Raw genomic sequence first — 13,624 nt, forward strand, 5'->3', positions numbered from 1 at the left:
TGTTATATTTTTTTATCATTTACTAACATAAATGTTTTTTAATGTTATTCAGCTTGCAAAAATTGTAATATTTTTTCATTTTACTTAATAAATCACAAATTTTGCGATAAATATTCTATTGAAATAAATACCTATAAAAGTTATATTTGTCTTATGAAAGAGATAAATAAATTATCAATGGTATATCTTCTGTGCGACTGCAATAACTTTTTCGTATCATGCGAAAAGATATTCAGACCGGATCTAAAAAACAGGCCAGTTGCAGTTTTATCAAACAACGACGGAATTGTCGTATCAAGATCTAATGAAACAAAGAATCTCGGTATTGCAATGGGCTCTCCTGTTTTTAAAATTCAGGACAAAATTAACAGATATAAAATTGAAACATTCTCATCAAACTTCTCTTTATATTTAAATATATCAAACAGAGTAATGCTCTGCCTTGAATCATTCTGCCAGGATATTGAGGTATATTCTGTTGATGAAGCATTTTTATGTTATAGAAATATTACAGAAGCTGAAGCAATAAAAACTGCAAAAAAAATCAGAGCATGCGTTCTAAAGCAGATAGGAATTACTGTAGGAATAGGGGTTGCGACAAGCAAGACATTAGCAAAACTAGCCAATCACTATGCAAAGATAAATTCATATACAGGAGGAATCTTTAGTGCACTTAGCGATGATAAAAGGCAGAAGATTCTTATTGAAAGTCCATTAAAGGAAATATGGGGAATTGGCCCTTCAAGTGAGGAAAAACTCACTAATGAAGGTTTTAAAACAGCTTATTCGTTATCAAAAGCTGATCCTGAGGTAATGAGAAAAAAATATAATATCAATCTTTCAAGAACTATAAACGAGCTTAACGGAATAGACTGCATAGAGAGTATTGTAGATTCTGATTGTCAAAATCAGATCATGTGGTCAAGATCGTTTAAAAACAGACTAACAAAGATTGATGATATTTATGAGGCTCTTGCAAATTACGTCTCATGTGCATGTGAAAAACTTCGCTCATTAGAGCTTTATGCAAAAAAGATGGCTCTTTTTATAAGAACATCTTATTTTGGTAATGCAAAGAAATATTCAAACGAAATTGCAATCTGTCTTGAATATCCATGCTCTGATACCAGGGTATTCGCATCTGCTGCCAAAATTCTTTTAGATAGAATCTTTGTTGATGGATACGAATATGCAAAGGCTGGCATCATATTGTATGAATTTACGGATTCAAGAACCTTTCAGTCAGATCTGTTTAATAAAGCTCCAAATCAAAGTGAACTGAACAAAAACAATAACCTCATGAATGCAGTAGATAAAATAAATAAAGACAACAAAGATACCATATATCTTGGAGCTTTACATTCACTTACAAAAGTTGAAAACAAAAAGAAAGACAAAATCAATAAAGATCATTTTTCAAAGAGATATACAGCTTCTTTTGACGAACTTCCTGAGGTTTTCTAGAAATGAACACAAATAAAACTATTTCTACAAAAGAGCTTGAACAAATACTTTGTGTACACAAAGAGGAAAAATACAAAGAATTTACATCAAAAATCTGTAAAGACGATATCATCCTTGGCGTAAAAGTCCCTACTGTCAAAAAAACAGCTTTGTCACTTTTAAAACACAATTACGATTTAATATCTTTGATAAATCAACTAGATGAAAATTCATACTTTGAAACAAGATACTGCCTTGCTGTTGCAATTAGCAAAGCAGATTTATCTTTTGAAGATAAAATAAAACTTATAAGGCAATTCTTTAAATTATTAAACAGCTGGACAATTGTTGATGGTTTTTGCACACTTTTAAAACCATTTATAAAGAATAATAAAAAAGAATTCTTCGAATTTATAAAGCCTCTATTTGATAATGAGAATCCTCCTTTTGTAAGACGTTTTGCCATTGTTTGTGCAAACAACTGTTACTGCTCTTTTGAATATATGAATTATCTGTTTGGCGTTTTTGATAAAGCAGATGACAGCCATTACTATGTTCATATGGCTATTGCATGGTGCATTGCAAGTATGTACTGTACAGATAAAGACACTACAATTGAATATCTAAAAAAAGATAACCTGTCCATAAAAACTCATAACAAGGCAATTGCAAAAATCACTGAATCAAGAATACCCAGTGCAGAAGACAAAAGTTTTATTAAAACTTTGAAGAAAAGATCATTGAATCAATAATGAAAATTCTTATAATGATCATCAAAGGAAAGGTGGCAGAGAGGCTGAATGCATCGCACTCGAAATGCGACGAACATTTTTAATGTTCCAGGAGTTCAAATCTCCTCCTTTCCGCCATTTGATTGAAGTACATCTCATTTTCACACCTCTATCATTCGTTTCTATTGCAAAATATCCTTATCTCTCAGAGAATTAGAAAAAAACAGGAGATGGCCAGATATGCTTACAGCAGTAGATGTACTCGAAAAAATCAAGAAGAATCTTGAAAACTTCAATGCAGCAGTAACTGTTAATAACCAGGAAATCACCTTTAAAAAGTTTATTTCATCAAAAATTGAGAATGAAGAAATTGTTCTTTTTGATGAGGTTATAGCATCTTCAAATACAACTTACTATGCTGAAGGTTTTCAAATGCTTTCTCAGAGTATGGGAACTTTCAGTAATATTACTGAAATAGGTCGCTGCCCTGATGATAAAGAGCCTTATAAGAAAAGCAAATTCATTACTAATGAATATAAAGAAGGCTATAACTATATTCTCCTGAATGAAGGTAGAGAAAAACTCCTTATAGGAGCTCTTTCCTGCAATAAATATCAGTTAAAATTCAGAATCTACAATTCTGGCAGACTCACTGTAGTAATGCAGATTTTCTCTCATGCAAACAAACTTGCTGATACAATTGAGTCTGAAATCGTCACTGTTCTTGGTGCAACATCCAACAATGAACTGCTAAAAAGTTTGTCTGCTCGCATAAACAGATACAACAAACGTCTATTTGCACAAAAACCCAGTGGATGGTGCTCATGGTACTGTTATTATGAGAATATCAGTGAGCAGATCATAAAAGATAACTTAAGATTTATGAAACATATAGACAATACAAAATATGTTTTAATTGACGACGGTTATCAAAAACACATGGGTGACTGGCTTGATTTTACAAACAAGTTCTCTAATAATCTGCAGGATCTTATTAAGGAAATTAAAGACGCAGGAAAAGAGCCTGGTATCTGGGTTGCACCTTTCATCGCTTCAGGAGACTCAGAGCTTTTTAGAAAAAATAAAGAATATTTTGCTAAAAGCAGATTAGGAAAACTGGAGGATGCTGGTGTAAATACCTATGAAGGATGGAGAGATTTACCTTGGTATTCTCTTGATTTTTCAATTGAAGAGGTAAGAAATTATATATCCCGTGTTTTCTCTTACTTTCATGATGTATTAAATATACGATTCTATAAACTTGATGCCTGTTACTGGGGAGCCTGTGAGCATCTTGTTTTCAAGAGTGGAATCACTCCAATTGAAAATTACAGATTAGGACTTAAAACAATTCTTGATGTTGTAGGAAAAGATAGTATCCTTCTTGGATGTAATGCTCCTTTCTGGCCGTCTATTGGTCTAGTTCATTCAATGAGAATTTCTGATGATGTTATAAGAAATAAAGATAGATTTATTCAGCAGCTAAATGAGCTAAGACACAGAACCTGGATGAATGAATCACTCTGGATTAACGATCCTGACTGTATGTGTCTTCATAATTACAAAGACCAGATTGCAGATCCTGAGGATTTCATGATGCATGTGGCAACTATTCTTCTTGCTAACGGATCTGTTTTCCTTGGCGACAGTCTTGATAAAATATCTCCTAATAATAAAAAACTGATTAAACGTATTCTTGATATTCACAAAGACTGCATTGATATAAATATATCTGATGAATTTGACAGTTTCATTCTTCAAGGAAATAAATATAAAACAAGGATCTTCTTTAATCTTGATTCACAAAGAAAAACATTTTCGCTAAAAGAGGAATTTAAAGATTTCTTTACAGGTAAGATGGTTAAAGGTGACCTTACCTTAGATTACGGCAAGGTCATGGTTGTATCAAATATTTAAAAAGGAGCCAGTCCTTTTGTAAGATTGACTAAAGCACACAATGCTTGATATACAGTCTGTTCTCTAACCTCTTCACGATTGCCATCAAAGATAAAGCACTTTGTATAAGCAGCTTTATCTTTTTGCTTTACAGCCATCCACACAGTACCAACTCTTTTTGTCTTAGTTGCACCATCTGGACCTGCAATTCCACTTACAGCAACACTCATGGTTCCTAAAGAGCTTTTTAAAAGGGCTCCTGTTGCCATTTGTACAACTGTCTGCTCACTTACTGCTCCGTATGATTTTAAAGTATCTTCACTAACGCCAAGACACTCCATTTTTGCCTCGTTTGAATAAGTAATAAAGCCCCTGTCAAAATATGCAGATGATCCTGGGATCTCAACGATGCTGGCACCTATCAATCCTGCAGTTAAAGATTCAGCTGTTACGTATACTTCTTTATAAATAGGATATAGCTCAAAAAGCTCCTGTGCTTTTTGAGTAATCATTGATTTGTAGTTCATTATCTTTGTCTTCTTAAGATGGATTTAGAGCCGATTCCGTAAGCATCTCTTGCTTTTAAACTAGCTACATGAGCTGTCTTTGGAGCACTCTTTGCAACTATTGGCTCATCAACTTTAACCGATGGTGTGCTGATGAACTTCTCTGTCTGAGCTCTTACCTGATCTTCAATACTCATTGGAGAAGTGCTCTTATCAAGTTTATGGACTTTTGCAAGCATTTCAACTTCATAACTTGGAAGATTTGTTCTATCAATAACCTCAGAGATACTCAATCCTTCAGACAGAAGTCTTTTAGCAAGAACAATTGGCTGATTATCAACTGATTTTTCCTCAAACTCTTTTTTCTGAAGCTCTATCTTGTTGGTTAATGAGTCAAAAGATGAATCTATCTTTCTTTGTTTATCAATAAGATCCTGAAGAGTATCTGTTACATACTGTAATGAGCGTTCTGATGATTTGATTCTTCTTTCAAGAGAATCATTGATATTTTTAATTTTTTCATTTTCAGATACAAGCTCAGTTATCTTTACTTCCTGCTGACTTATTACACGAAGTAAATTCTTTTCAACAGCTGATGCTCTGTGAGAATTTATAAGAAATGATATGAGTATAAAAAGGAGTATAACAACCGTTACAATGATAACTGCAATGATAGAAACATCTAGATATGACTGCATGATTTACTCTTTTTTATAAAATTCCTATTAGTAATATAACACTTGTTTACTTGCTATACAAAAAATTGCTACAAATGATGTGATATTTCTCAAAAGTGTTCAAAAACAAACGCTTAATTATATTATATAAAATCTTTGTTTTTAATTATTTCAACTGATGTTTGACCAATAAAAAAAAGGCCCATCAAAAAGATGAGCCTCTTTGTGGCTAAATGATATTGGTTAATCTATTAGTCAACGCGCTTGAATAATAATGAGCCGTTAGTACCACCAAAACCGAAGTTATTTGATAATGCGTACTCAATATCGTGCTTCTGAGCAACGTTAGGAACAAGATTAAAATCGCCAACCTCATCTTCAGGATTCTGAAGGTTGATTGTTGGAGGACATATCTGATCCTTAACTGACATAACAGTAATAACTGCTTCGATAGCACCAGCTGCACCTAATAAGTGACCAGTCATTGACTTGGTTGAACTCATGCAGCAGTTCTTAGGAGCGTCACCGAAGATGCTCTTTGCTGCACGAAGCTCTGATAAGTCGCCAACGTGTGTTGAAGTACCGTGAGCATTGATGTAGTTAACCTGCTCTGGCTTAACGTTGGCATCCTTTAAAGCATGAAGAATTGAACGAGCTGCGCCTTCGCCAGTCTCTGGAGTTGCAGTCATGTGGTAAGCATCACCTGACATACCAAAGCCGACTAACTCAGCGTAGATCTTTGCACCACGTGCCTTTGCATGCTCGTACTCTTCAAGAACCAGAACACCTGAACCGTCACCTAATACGAAACCGTCACGATCCTTATCCCAAGGACGTGATGCAGCTTCTGGATCATCATTGCGGTGTGATAATGCCTTCATTGCAGCAAAACCGCCGATACCCATAGGAGTTGAAGCCTTTTCAGCGCCACCACAAATCATTACGTCAGCATCACCAAAAGCAACTAAACGAGCTGATAAACCGATAGCATGAGTACCGGTTGCACAAGCTGTTACTGTAGATAGGTTAGGACCGCGAAGACCCTTCATGATAGAAAGCTGACCTGAAACCATGTTAATAATGGTTGATGGAACGAAGAATGGGCTGATACCGTGTGGACCACGTGCAGCAAGACCATTAATATTCTTTTCGATTAAGGTTAAGCCACCAATACCTGAACCAATCATGGTACCGATTCTGTCTGCATTCTTTTCTGTAATCTCAAGACCTGAATCATTGATTGCCATAATACCAGCAGCGATACCGTACTGAATGAAGGTATCCATCTTACGCTCATCTTTACGAGCGATGCCCCACTGCTCTGGATCGAAATTCTTTACTAAACCAGCAATTTTTACTGTGTAATCAGTAGTATCAAAATGCTCGATTTTGCTGATACCGCTCTTACCAGCTAAAAGATTTTTCCAAGACTCTTCAAGGTTACCGCCAACTGGGCTTAACATACCCAGACCAGTAACTACAACCCTACGTAATTGCACCGTTGGATCTCCGTAATTTATAAGAAAAAGAAAGGAGATGAAATTCATCTCCAGTCTATTTGATTAAATATCAGAAGATGGTTTAGCCATCTTATTTAAAATTGATTAGTTCTGATGCTCAGTGATGTAATCAATAGCAGCCTTAACGGTATTGATCTTCTCTGCTTCCTCATCAGGAATATCAGTCTCGAACTCTTCCTCTAAAGCCATTACTAGCTCTACAGTGTCGAGTGAGTCAGCACCTAGATCATCAACAAATGATGCCTCAGGTACTACATCCTCAGGCTGTACACCTAACATGTCAACGATAATCTTCTTAACGCGCTCTTCAATATCTTTGATGTCGTTACTCATTTCTTTCCTTGATCAGACTGCCTAAGCAGCTACTGTCCTATAAAAAGCGATTTCGACCCAATGTCAAAATCAGTTAAAACCTTGTGACCTATTATAGCCTTTAATTAAACATTTTGGTAGTTTAAAATCACCAAATTTACAGCATTTAGTGATTTAAACCACAATTTTCACTAGTTACAGTGTAAACCACCGTTTACATCAATGGTTGAACCAGTGATGTATGATGCCATATCAGATGCCAAGAAAACAACTGAATTTGCAATATCTTCTGGAGTTGCAGCTCTCTTTAGAGGAATAGTATTGGTCCAAGCCTTTAACTGCTCCTCATTTAATGCAGCTGTCATGTCAGTTGCAACGAAACCTGGAGCTACACAGTTTACAGTGATTCCGCGAGATCCAACTTCCTTAGCAAGTGACTTACTAAAACCGATTAATCCAGCCTTTGCTGCAGCATAGTTGGTCTGACCTGCATTACCATCCTGACCTACGATTGAAGAGATATTGATGATTCTACCAGCTCTCTTTTTCATCATAGGGCTAACACAGAGTTTACATAACTGAACGCATGCAAGAAGGTTGCACTGCATAACAGCCATAAAATCCTCATCTTTCATTCTCATGAAAAGAGTATCTCTTGTGATACCAGCATTGTTTACTAAAACATCAGGACAGGTACCAGCATCTGCAACAACAGCATTGTAACACTCTTCAACAGTCTTAGAATCAAGAGAGTTCATTACAAAACCCTTACCCTGCCCCTGTAAGTACTCAGTAATGCCATCTGCACCTGACTGTGATGTAGCTGTACCATAAACCTTAGCACCAAGATCCTTGAATGCAAGAGCAATAGCCTTACCGATACCACGACTTGCGCCAGTTACTAATACAACCTTATTTGTAAAATCTAATTTCATATTAAATCCTTAAGCAATAACTTCTAAAGCTTTTGCAAGAGTTTCCTCATTGCAGATATTTGCACTGCCAAGAGTCTTGTCGATTCTACGGTTTAAACCGCATAACACCTTATTTGGACCAACTTCAATTAAAGCCTCAACACCATCAGCCTTTAACTGATTTACAGTTTCAACCCAGCGAACTGGCATAGTTAACTGCTTTACTAAAGCATCAATAATCTCTTCTTTCTTGGTTAATGGCTTTGCAAGAACATTAACATATACAGGGATTGATGCATCATTGATCTGAATCTTTGATAATTCAGCCTTTAAAACATCTGCAGCTTTCTGCATTAGAGGGCAGTGTGAAGGAGCTGACACTGCAAGAGGAACAACTCTCTTGGCACCCTTAGCTGTAAACTGCTCTAAGGCTCTATCTACAGCCCCCTTGTTACCGGAAATAACAACCTGACCTGGAGTATTGAAGTTTGCTGCCCAAACCTTGTCATCTTCTGTAGATACTTCGTTGCATACATCAACGATAACCTGATCTTCAAGACCTAAAACAGCAGCCATTGCGCCAACACCAGCAGGAACGGCCTCCTGCATTGCCTTACCACGAAGACGAACCAGTTTTACTGCATCAGCAAATGAAATAACACCTGCAGCAACCAATGCTGAGTACTCGCCTAAAGAATGACCTGCAACAGCCTCAGGCTTGAAGCCCTTTGCCTCAAGAACTCTGTATGCAGCAACTGATGCAGTTAAAATAGCTGGCTGAGTAACTTCAGTCTTGTTTAATTCTGCTTCTGGGCCGTTTAAAGTAATATCCTTTAGATCGTAACCTAAAGCAGCATTGGCCTCTTCATAAGTCTTTGCTACAATTTCATTGTCCATGAAATCAGCAAACATACCAACGCTTTGTGAACCCTGACCTGGGAAAACGGCAGCGAACTTTTTCATAAAATAAACTCCTGTATTTATTAGTAGCGAATCAGAGCTGAGCCCCAGGTAAAACCGCCACCAAATGATTCTAATAATAGTATGTCACCACGCTTGATGCGTCCTGATCTGATACCTTCATCAAGAGCAAGACCAACAGATGGGGCTGATGTGTTACCCTGCTTGTCGAGAGTAACAATAACCTGTGACATATCAAGTTTTAGCTTTCTTGCAGTAGCTGCAATGATTCTCATGTTAGCTTGGTGTGGAACAAGAAAATCAAGCTGTTCTGGTTTGATATTGCCCTTCTCAAGGGTTTTGCTTACCAGAGATGCAAGAACAGTTACGGCATGCTTGAACACATCATTTCCTTTCATATACAACCAGTCATTTTCAGACTTCTCACCACGCTTTGGATAAGGTAATGAAAGTAAAGGACCATATTTGGCATCAGCAGACATATGAACAGCGATTGTTCCTTCAGTATCTGACTGACCTAGAATACATGCTGATGCACCATCACCAAAAAGAACAATGGTAGTTCTGTCATTAGGATCACATGCTCTAGACATAAGATCTGCAGCAACGATCAGAACTTTCTTTGACTGACCTGAAAGAATCATGGAATGTGCTAATGCATATGCATAGCTAAAACCTGAACAGGCTGCAGCAAGATCAAAAGCAGGACAATCTGAAATACCTAACATTCCAGAGATTTCACAGGCTGTTGATGGGAAAGCATTTTGTGAAGAAGTTGTTGCACAAATAACAAGATCAATTTCGGATACGTCAACATTAGCAGCTTCAATAGCTCTTTTTGCAGCAATAGCACCCATACTAGCAGCTGTTTCGTCAGGAGCTGCAATACGACGCTCACTGATACCTGTACGCTCTAATATCCACTCATTAGAGGTTTCTACCATACGCTCTAAATCAGCATTAGTGCGCACTTGCTCAGGCAAATAGCTACCTGTTCCTAGAATTCTAGTAAACAATGAAGTCTCCACAAATTTAAAAAAAACAATGGACGGTATTCTATCAAGAAAATGCAAATATTTCTATTATGCTTTTTTCAGTTCATTCTTGATATTTTCAACAATATTCTGTCTTGCAAGTTTATAAGCTTGTACAAGGGCAACTGCAACAGCTTCCTTACCTGCACTTGCATGGCTTTTTACAACAAGTCCGTCTACACCTAAAAGCATAGAGCCGTTATACTGCCATGGTTCAAGCCAATCAGGTCTTGCAAGCATTGAGAAAAACTTCTTGATTCCATGTGCATTTAAAAATACTGAGGCAACACCTTCAGCAGCCTTTAGTGCTACATTTCCTGTAAAGCCATCAGTTACTATGACATCTGCATAGTCGCAGAACATGTTGTTTGCTTCAACAAAGCCTACAAAATTGATTTTGCTGTTACTCTCGACAAGGTCTCTTGCTTCTTTGACCTTTGCACTGCCCTTGTTTCTCTCAGTACCTACATTAAGAATGCTGACTCTTGGTCTGTCAGTATTAAACATTGACTTGTAGGCAGCTGATCCTAAAAGGGCGAATTCATACATATCCTCACTTCCGCTTAAGGCATTTGCCCCTAAATCAAGCATTAATGAGTATCTGCCAGGACCTGCTGGAATTTTCGCGCATAATGCTGGTCTTACTGAATCAATGACACCAAGAATATGTCTTGATAAACATACCAATGGACCTGTACCGCCACTTGATACTGCAACTGATGCCTTTTTGTCTTTTACAGCTTCAATTGCCAATCTCATAGCAGAATTCAAAAAGCCTGAAATTACCTTTCTTGGCTCTTCATCCTGTGCAATAACGACCGGAGCATATTCAAACTGATAACGATCAGGGCTAATTTTCTGTGATTCTAAAGCTGTCTGTAGTTTCTTGTCTCCGTAGACAATAACCTTGAGCTTTGGCTCAAAAACAGTTGCGAATCGGACAGCAGATGCTACTGACTGTGGATCAACATTATCTCCACCGGTACCATCTAAAGCTACTGTAATATAATTATCAGTTCTCATAAGCAAAAAAGGGCGTCAAATATAACTCGACACCCTCTCCTATAAATCATTTTATTAAAAAAAAATTATTTTGCCTTAATAGAAGCTAAGTAATCTTTCTTTGATAATAAAGGCTCAGCTGCCTTTAAGTTTAACTTCTCACCACGGTAGTAACCATCAGCAGTGATGTTGTGACGAATATGAACTTCACCTGAAGTCTTATCGGTTGATAATCTCATTGCTGATAAAGCATCGTGTGAACGACGCATGTCACGACGTGAACGGGACTTATGGTTCTGCTGAACAGCCATCTTGTTGTCTCCTAATATAACTTAACATCATCGCAAAGCCTAATGCTCTGCTTCACATAAACAAAAAAACTCTCAGCCACAGGCTGAACTAATCGCAGTATTATACTTATATTCAGTTTTGTTTTCAAGAAGAAAAATTAACTTACCTTTTATATTTTTCTGCTTATTTTTTTAAGTTTTCTTTCAGGCTTTGAAGCTTAGCAAATGGATTGTCCTCTGAACTTTTTACTATTTTTCCAAATGACCATCCATTCTCGTTTTCAATACACTCAGGATCATCCTCATCGTGTGATGTAATAAAAGGTATTTCTAAAAGAAGGCAGTCTTCAAGAAAATCTAGCAGATTGAAAGTGCCGTCATCGTTGAGTTCAACTATATCAAGTTTCTGATCAATCTTAAGACTTTTTGCCTTCTGCTCATCGCAGGTACTTGAAAAAGTACTGTTAAGCTCTTTTACAAACTCCTTAGAACATCTCTGGCATACAAATGTAACTTTTGCCTTCAGGCTACCTTCAATAGTTGAAAGCCCCTGAAGATCTTTAAAGAATCTGAAATTTGCTTCAATTGGCTCTAATATTGAGCAGCATGATTCACTAAGCCTTGGAAAATGCTCTTGTTCAATCTTTACACTGTACTGAGCACTACTTCCTACTGCCTTATCAAAACTAATAACCTTGCTAAATGGTAATTCCTGCATGCTTATATCCTGAAAACTGTTAATACATGGTGCAAATTATACAGTAGTTTATGCTGTGTAGTGTAGAGTACAAATTTTTATATACACACATCAAAAAATTTTCTTTTTTTTCAACGTTTTTACAATTAACATTTATACTTAAATTGTCCGTACAGTATATTGGAGTATCAATGAAAGCATTATCTGTTTTTGCAGCAGCCCTGGCCTTGATTTATACAGCTAGCTCAAATGCATATGTTCTTACAGAAAAATTTGTGACTGAACATTACGGTGTTTATGAGGCAATTTTAGGAAAGACTGAAATTTACAATGATAATCTTGAACAGATTATGATAAAGGACATGACAGCAAGAAAGAAGTTTCAGACTACTACCATTGTTTTTAACTATTCATCAAAAGGACTTTCAAGCACTATTAAGGAGCCAGCTGTCTCTGTCATAACAACTGAGCAGTACAATAACACAATACCTGCAACTGTAAATATCAGTAAAGATAACAGATATGCAACCTATAGCGGAATTTTTGTAACTCAAAAGCAGTTATCTGAAATGGCTAACAACAAAACAATGCAGCCATACCTTTTAGAGCTTTCAAAAGTTCCTCTAGTTTTATCTGATCTTGAGGTTCAGAGTGTAAGCAGAAATTTTGAGAATAAGCTTTTTATTACCAATGATATAAAGGGAGCTGTTTTCGATATTCAGCTTATTGACAGTATTTTCTATACAAAAGAAAAAATGAATGATCTTAACTCTAACTGCAAAATCAATGTTCTTTTTATAACAGACAGAGCAACAGATAACTATCCATTCATATTTGCAGGTCACGGTGCACTAAACGATATGAAGTGCACCAAAGGAAAATAACTAGAGATATGAGGTCAGATCGCCTATGCTTTTTAGCAGCATATCAGGATTGAGTGTCAAAAGAGCCTCTCCTGACCATACTCCAGTCTGAACTCCTAAAGACATGCTTGATGCATTCTGGTACATTTTTATATCAAGCCCAGAATCTCCAACTCCAAGTGTGTCTTTTTCGCTGACATTGAGTCTTGAACATACCTTGTACATCATCATAGGTTCAGGTTTAGACGGAACCTCACTTCCTGCACAGATTGCATCACAGTAATCGCCAAGAAAGGTGGCATCTAAAGTTCTTTTTATACCAGTTTCAGATCTGCCAGAGGCATAGCCAATCTTTATGTTGTGCTCTCTTAGTTTTTTTACAAGCTCTTCTACTCCCGGGAAAACCTTATCTATCTGATATTCCTTGTGAGCAGAAAAGATTTCTCTATAATCCTTGGTAAACTGAACCTTAAGATGTTTATACTCGTCTGGCAGAAGTATGCATAAAGCCTCAGACAGCTCTTTTCCTATGGTACTCATAATAGCTTTATCTTCCGGCTGTCTGATTTTATAAAAATCAAATGTATGATGAGTACATGCAATAATCTGTCCTACACTGTCTGTAAGAGTTCCATCCAGATCAAAAACAACTGCCTTTAGATGTTCTTTTATCTTTGAAAAACACTCAGCCCTTACAATGTCACGGGCTCCATCAATATGAGAGTAATCTGACATTTAATTAACTCTAGTTTCCCACATGGAAATTTAAAACAAACCTAGATGCACTCTAGCGTTGATGCTCTTTAAAAACATGTATT

Annotated in this window: 15 protein-coding genes and 1 tRNA gene; 5 read left to right on the forward strand and 11 right to left on the reverse strand. The window is 36.7% G+C overall.

The window, feature by feature from the left end; genetic code table 11:
• Positions 1-153: 153 nt before the first annotated feature.
• From J5V48_RS05365 to J5V48_RS05380, 4 genes are all read left to right on the forward strand, one after another.
• Positions 154-1,464, forward strand: a complete 1,311-nt coding sequence (locus tag J5V48_RS05365; RefSeq protein ID WP_219937543.1) for a Y-family DNA polymerase — start codon at positions 154-156, stop codon at positions 1,462-1,464.
• 2 nt (positions 1,465-1,466) lie between these two features.
• Positions 1,467-2,195, forward strand: coding sequence for a DNA alkylation repair protein (locus J5V48_RS05370; RefSeq protein ID WP_219937544.1), 729 nt, complete (start codon positions 1,467-1,469; stop codon positions 2,193-2,195).
• Between the two features lie 26 nt (positions 2,196-2,221).
• Positions 2,222-2,312 (forward strand) — tRNA-Ser (locus J5V48_RS05375).
• A gap of 102 nt (positions 2,313-2,414) precedes the next feature.
• Positions 2,415-4,091, forward strand: a complete 1,677-nt coding sequence (locus J5V48_RS05380) for a glycoside hydrolase family 36 protein (protein ID WP_219937545.1) — start codon at positions 2,415-2,417, stop codon at positions 4,089-4,091.
• Here J5V48_RS05380 and J5V48_RS05385 read toward each other — a convergent pair.
• From J5V48_RS05385 to J5V48_RS05430, 10 genes are all read right to left on the reverse strand, one after another.
• Complete coding sequence (locus tag J5V48_RS05385) at positions 4,088-4,597, reverse strand: CinA family protein (protein WP_219937546.1); 510 nt, start codon at positions 4,595-4,597, stop codon at positions 4,088-4,090. The two genes, J5V48_RS05380 and J5V48_RS05385, sit on opposite strands and share 4 nt — an antisense overlap.
• A complete protein-coding gene (locus J5V48_RS05390; protein ID WP_219937547.1) occupies positions 4,597-5,274 on the reverse strand; it encodes a hypothetical protein in 678 nt (225 codons plus the stop codon). Before J5V48_RS05390 ends, J5V48_RS05385 begins: the two co-directional genes overlap by 1 nt.
• A 230-nt stretch (positions 5,275-5,504) precedes the next feature.
• Positions 5,505-6,752 carry a beta-ketoacyl-ACP synthase II gene (fabF, locus tag J5V48_RS05395; protein WP_219937548.1) on the reverse strand — a complete coding sequence of 416 codons (1,248 nt, stop codon included), beginning with the start codon at positions 6,750-6,752 and terminating at the stop codon, positions 5,505-5,507.
• A 105-nt stretch (positions 6,753-6,857) separates the two neighbouring features.
• Positions 6,858-7,094 (reverse strand): acyl carrier protein, encoded by a 237-nt coding sequence (gene acpP, locus J5V48_RS05400; RefSeq protein WP_219937558.1) that lies wholly within the window; start codon positions 7,092-7,094, stop codon positions 6,858-6,860.
• Positions 7,095-7,276: 182 nt separating this feature from the next.
• Positions 7,277-8,020, reverse strand: a complete 744-nt coding sequence (fabG, locus tag J5V48_RS05405) for a 3-oxoacyl-[acyl-carrier-protein] reductase (RefSeq protein WP_219937549.1) — start codon at positions 8,018-8,020, stop codon at positions 7,277-7,279.
• Positions 8,021-8,029: 9 nt separating this feature from the next.
• Positions 8,030-8,962, reverse strand: a complete 933-nt coding sequence (gene fabD, locus J5V48_RS05410; RefSeq protein WP_219937550.1) for an ACP S-malonyltransferase — start codon at positions 8,960-8,962, stop codon at positions 8,030-8,032.
• A gap of 20 nt (positions 8,963-8,982) precedes the next feature.
• Positions 8,983-9,936 carry a beta-ketoacyl-ACP synthase III gene (locus tag J5V48_RS05415; protein ID WP_219937551.1) on the reverse strand — a complete coding sequence of 318 codons (954 nt, stop codon included), beginning with the start codon at positions 9,934-9,936 and terminating at the stop codon, positions 8,983-8,985.
• Positions 9,937-10,002: 66 nt separating this feature from the next.
• The gene (locus tag J5V48_RS05420) at positions 10,003-10,977 is read right to left on the reverse strand and encodes a phosphate acyltransferase (RefSeq protein WP_219937552.1); all 975 of its coding nucleotides are present in this window, start codon (positions 10,975-10,977) and stop codon (positions 10,003-10,005) included.
• Between the two features lie 65 nt (positions 10,978-11,042).
• Positions 11,043-11,267 carry a 50S ribosomal protein L32 gene (gene rpmF, locus J5V48_RS05425; protein ID WP_219937553.1) on the reverse strand — a complete coding sequence of 75 codons (225 nt, stop codon included), beginning with the start codon at positions 11,265-11,267 and terminating at the stop codon, positions 11,043-11,045.
• Positions 11,268-11,430: 163 nt separating this feature from the next.
• Positions 11,431-11,964 (reverse strand): YceD family protein, encoded by a 534-nt coding sequence (locus tag J5V48_RS05430; RefSeq protein WP_219937554.1) that lies wholly within the window; start codon positions 11,962-11,964, stop codon positions 11,431-11,433.
• Positions 11,965-12,134: 170 nt separating this feature from the next.
• Between J5V48_RS05430 and J5V48_RS05435 the strand changes: the two genes are divergently transcribed.
• A complete protein-coding gene (locus tag J5V48_RS05435) occupies positions 12,135-12,827 on the forward strand; it encodes a hypothetical protein (protein WP_219937555.1) in 693 nt (230 codons plus the stop codon).
• Here J5V48_RS05435 and J5V48_RS05440 read toward each other — a convergent pair whose 3' ends face one another.
• Positions 12,828-13,541: an HAD family hydrolase gene (locus J5V48_RS05440; protein WP_219937556.1), complete on the reverse strand. Its 714-nt coding sequence runs from the start codon at positions 13,539-13,541 to the stop codon at positions 12,828-12,830.
• Positions 13,542-13,624: the final 83 nt, after the last annotated feature.

Origin of the sequence: Succinivibrio faecicola, from assembly GCF_019448115.1 — a bacterium.
Lineage (GTDB): Bacteria > Pseudomonadota > Gammaproteobacteria > Enterobacterales > Succinivibrionaceae > Succinivibrio > Succinivibrio faecicola.

Coding starts and splice junctions, on each gene's coding strand:
- J5V48_RS05380 (WP_219937545.1), top strand. CDS start 2,415: ATGCTTACAGCAGTAGATGTACTCGAAAAAATCAAGAAGAATCTTGAA.
- rpmF (WP_219937553.1), bottom strand. CDS start 11,267: ATGGCTGTTCAGCAGAACCATAAGTCCCGTTCACGTCGTGACATGCGT.
- J5V48_RS05430 (WP_219937554.1), bottom strand. CDS start 11,964: ATGCAGGAATTACCATTTAGCAAGGTTATTAGTTTTGATAAGGCAGTA.
- fabG (WP_219937549.1), bottom strand. CDS start 8,020: ATGAAATTAGATTTTACAAATAAGGTTGTATTAGTAACTGGCGCAAGT.
- J5V48_RS05420 (WP_219937552.1), bottom strand. CDS start 10,977: ATGAGAACTGATAATTATATTACAGTAGCTTTAGATGGTACCGGTGGA.
- J5V48_RS05365 (WP_219937543.1), top strand. CDS start 154: ATGAAAGAGATAAATAAATTATCAATGGTATATCTTCTGTGCGACTGC.
- fabD (WP_219937550.1), bottom strand. CDS start 8,962: ATGAAAAAGTTCGCTGCCGTTTTCCCAGGTCAGGGTTCACAAAGCGTT.
- J5V48_RS05440 (WP_219937556.1), bottom strand. CDS start 13,541: ATGTCAGATTACTCTCATATTGATGGAGCCCGTGACATTGTAAGGGCT.
- J5V48_RS05435 (WP_219937555.1), top strand. CDS start 12,135: ATGAAAGCATTATCTGTTTTTGCAGCAGCCCTGGCCTTGATTTATACA.
- J5V48_RS05385 (WP_219937546.1), bottom strand. CDS start 4,597: ATGAACTACAAATCAATGATTACTCAAAAAGCACAGGAGCTTTTTGAG.
- J5V48_RS05370 (WP_219937544.1), top strand. CDS start 1,467: ATGAACACAAATAAAACTATTTCTACAAAAGAGCTTGAACAAATACTT.
- J5V48_RS05390 (WP_219937547.1), bottom strand. CDS start 5,274: ATGCAGTCATATCTAGATGTTTCTATCATTGCAGTTATCATTGTAACG.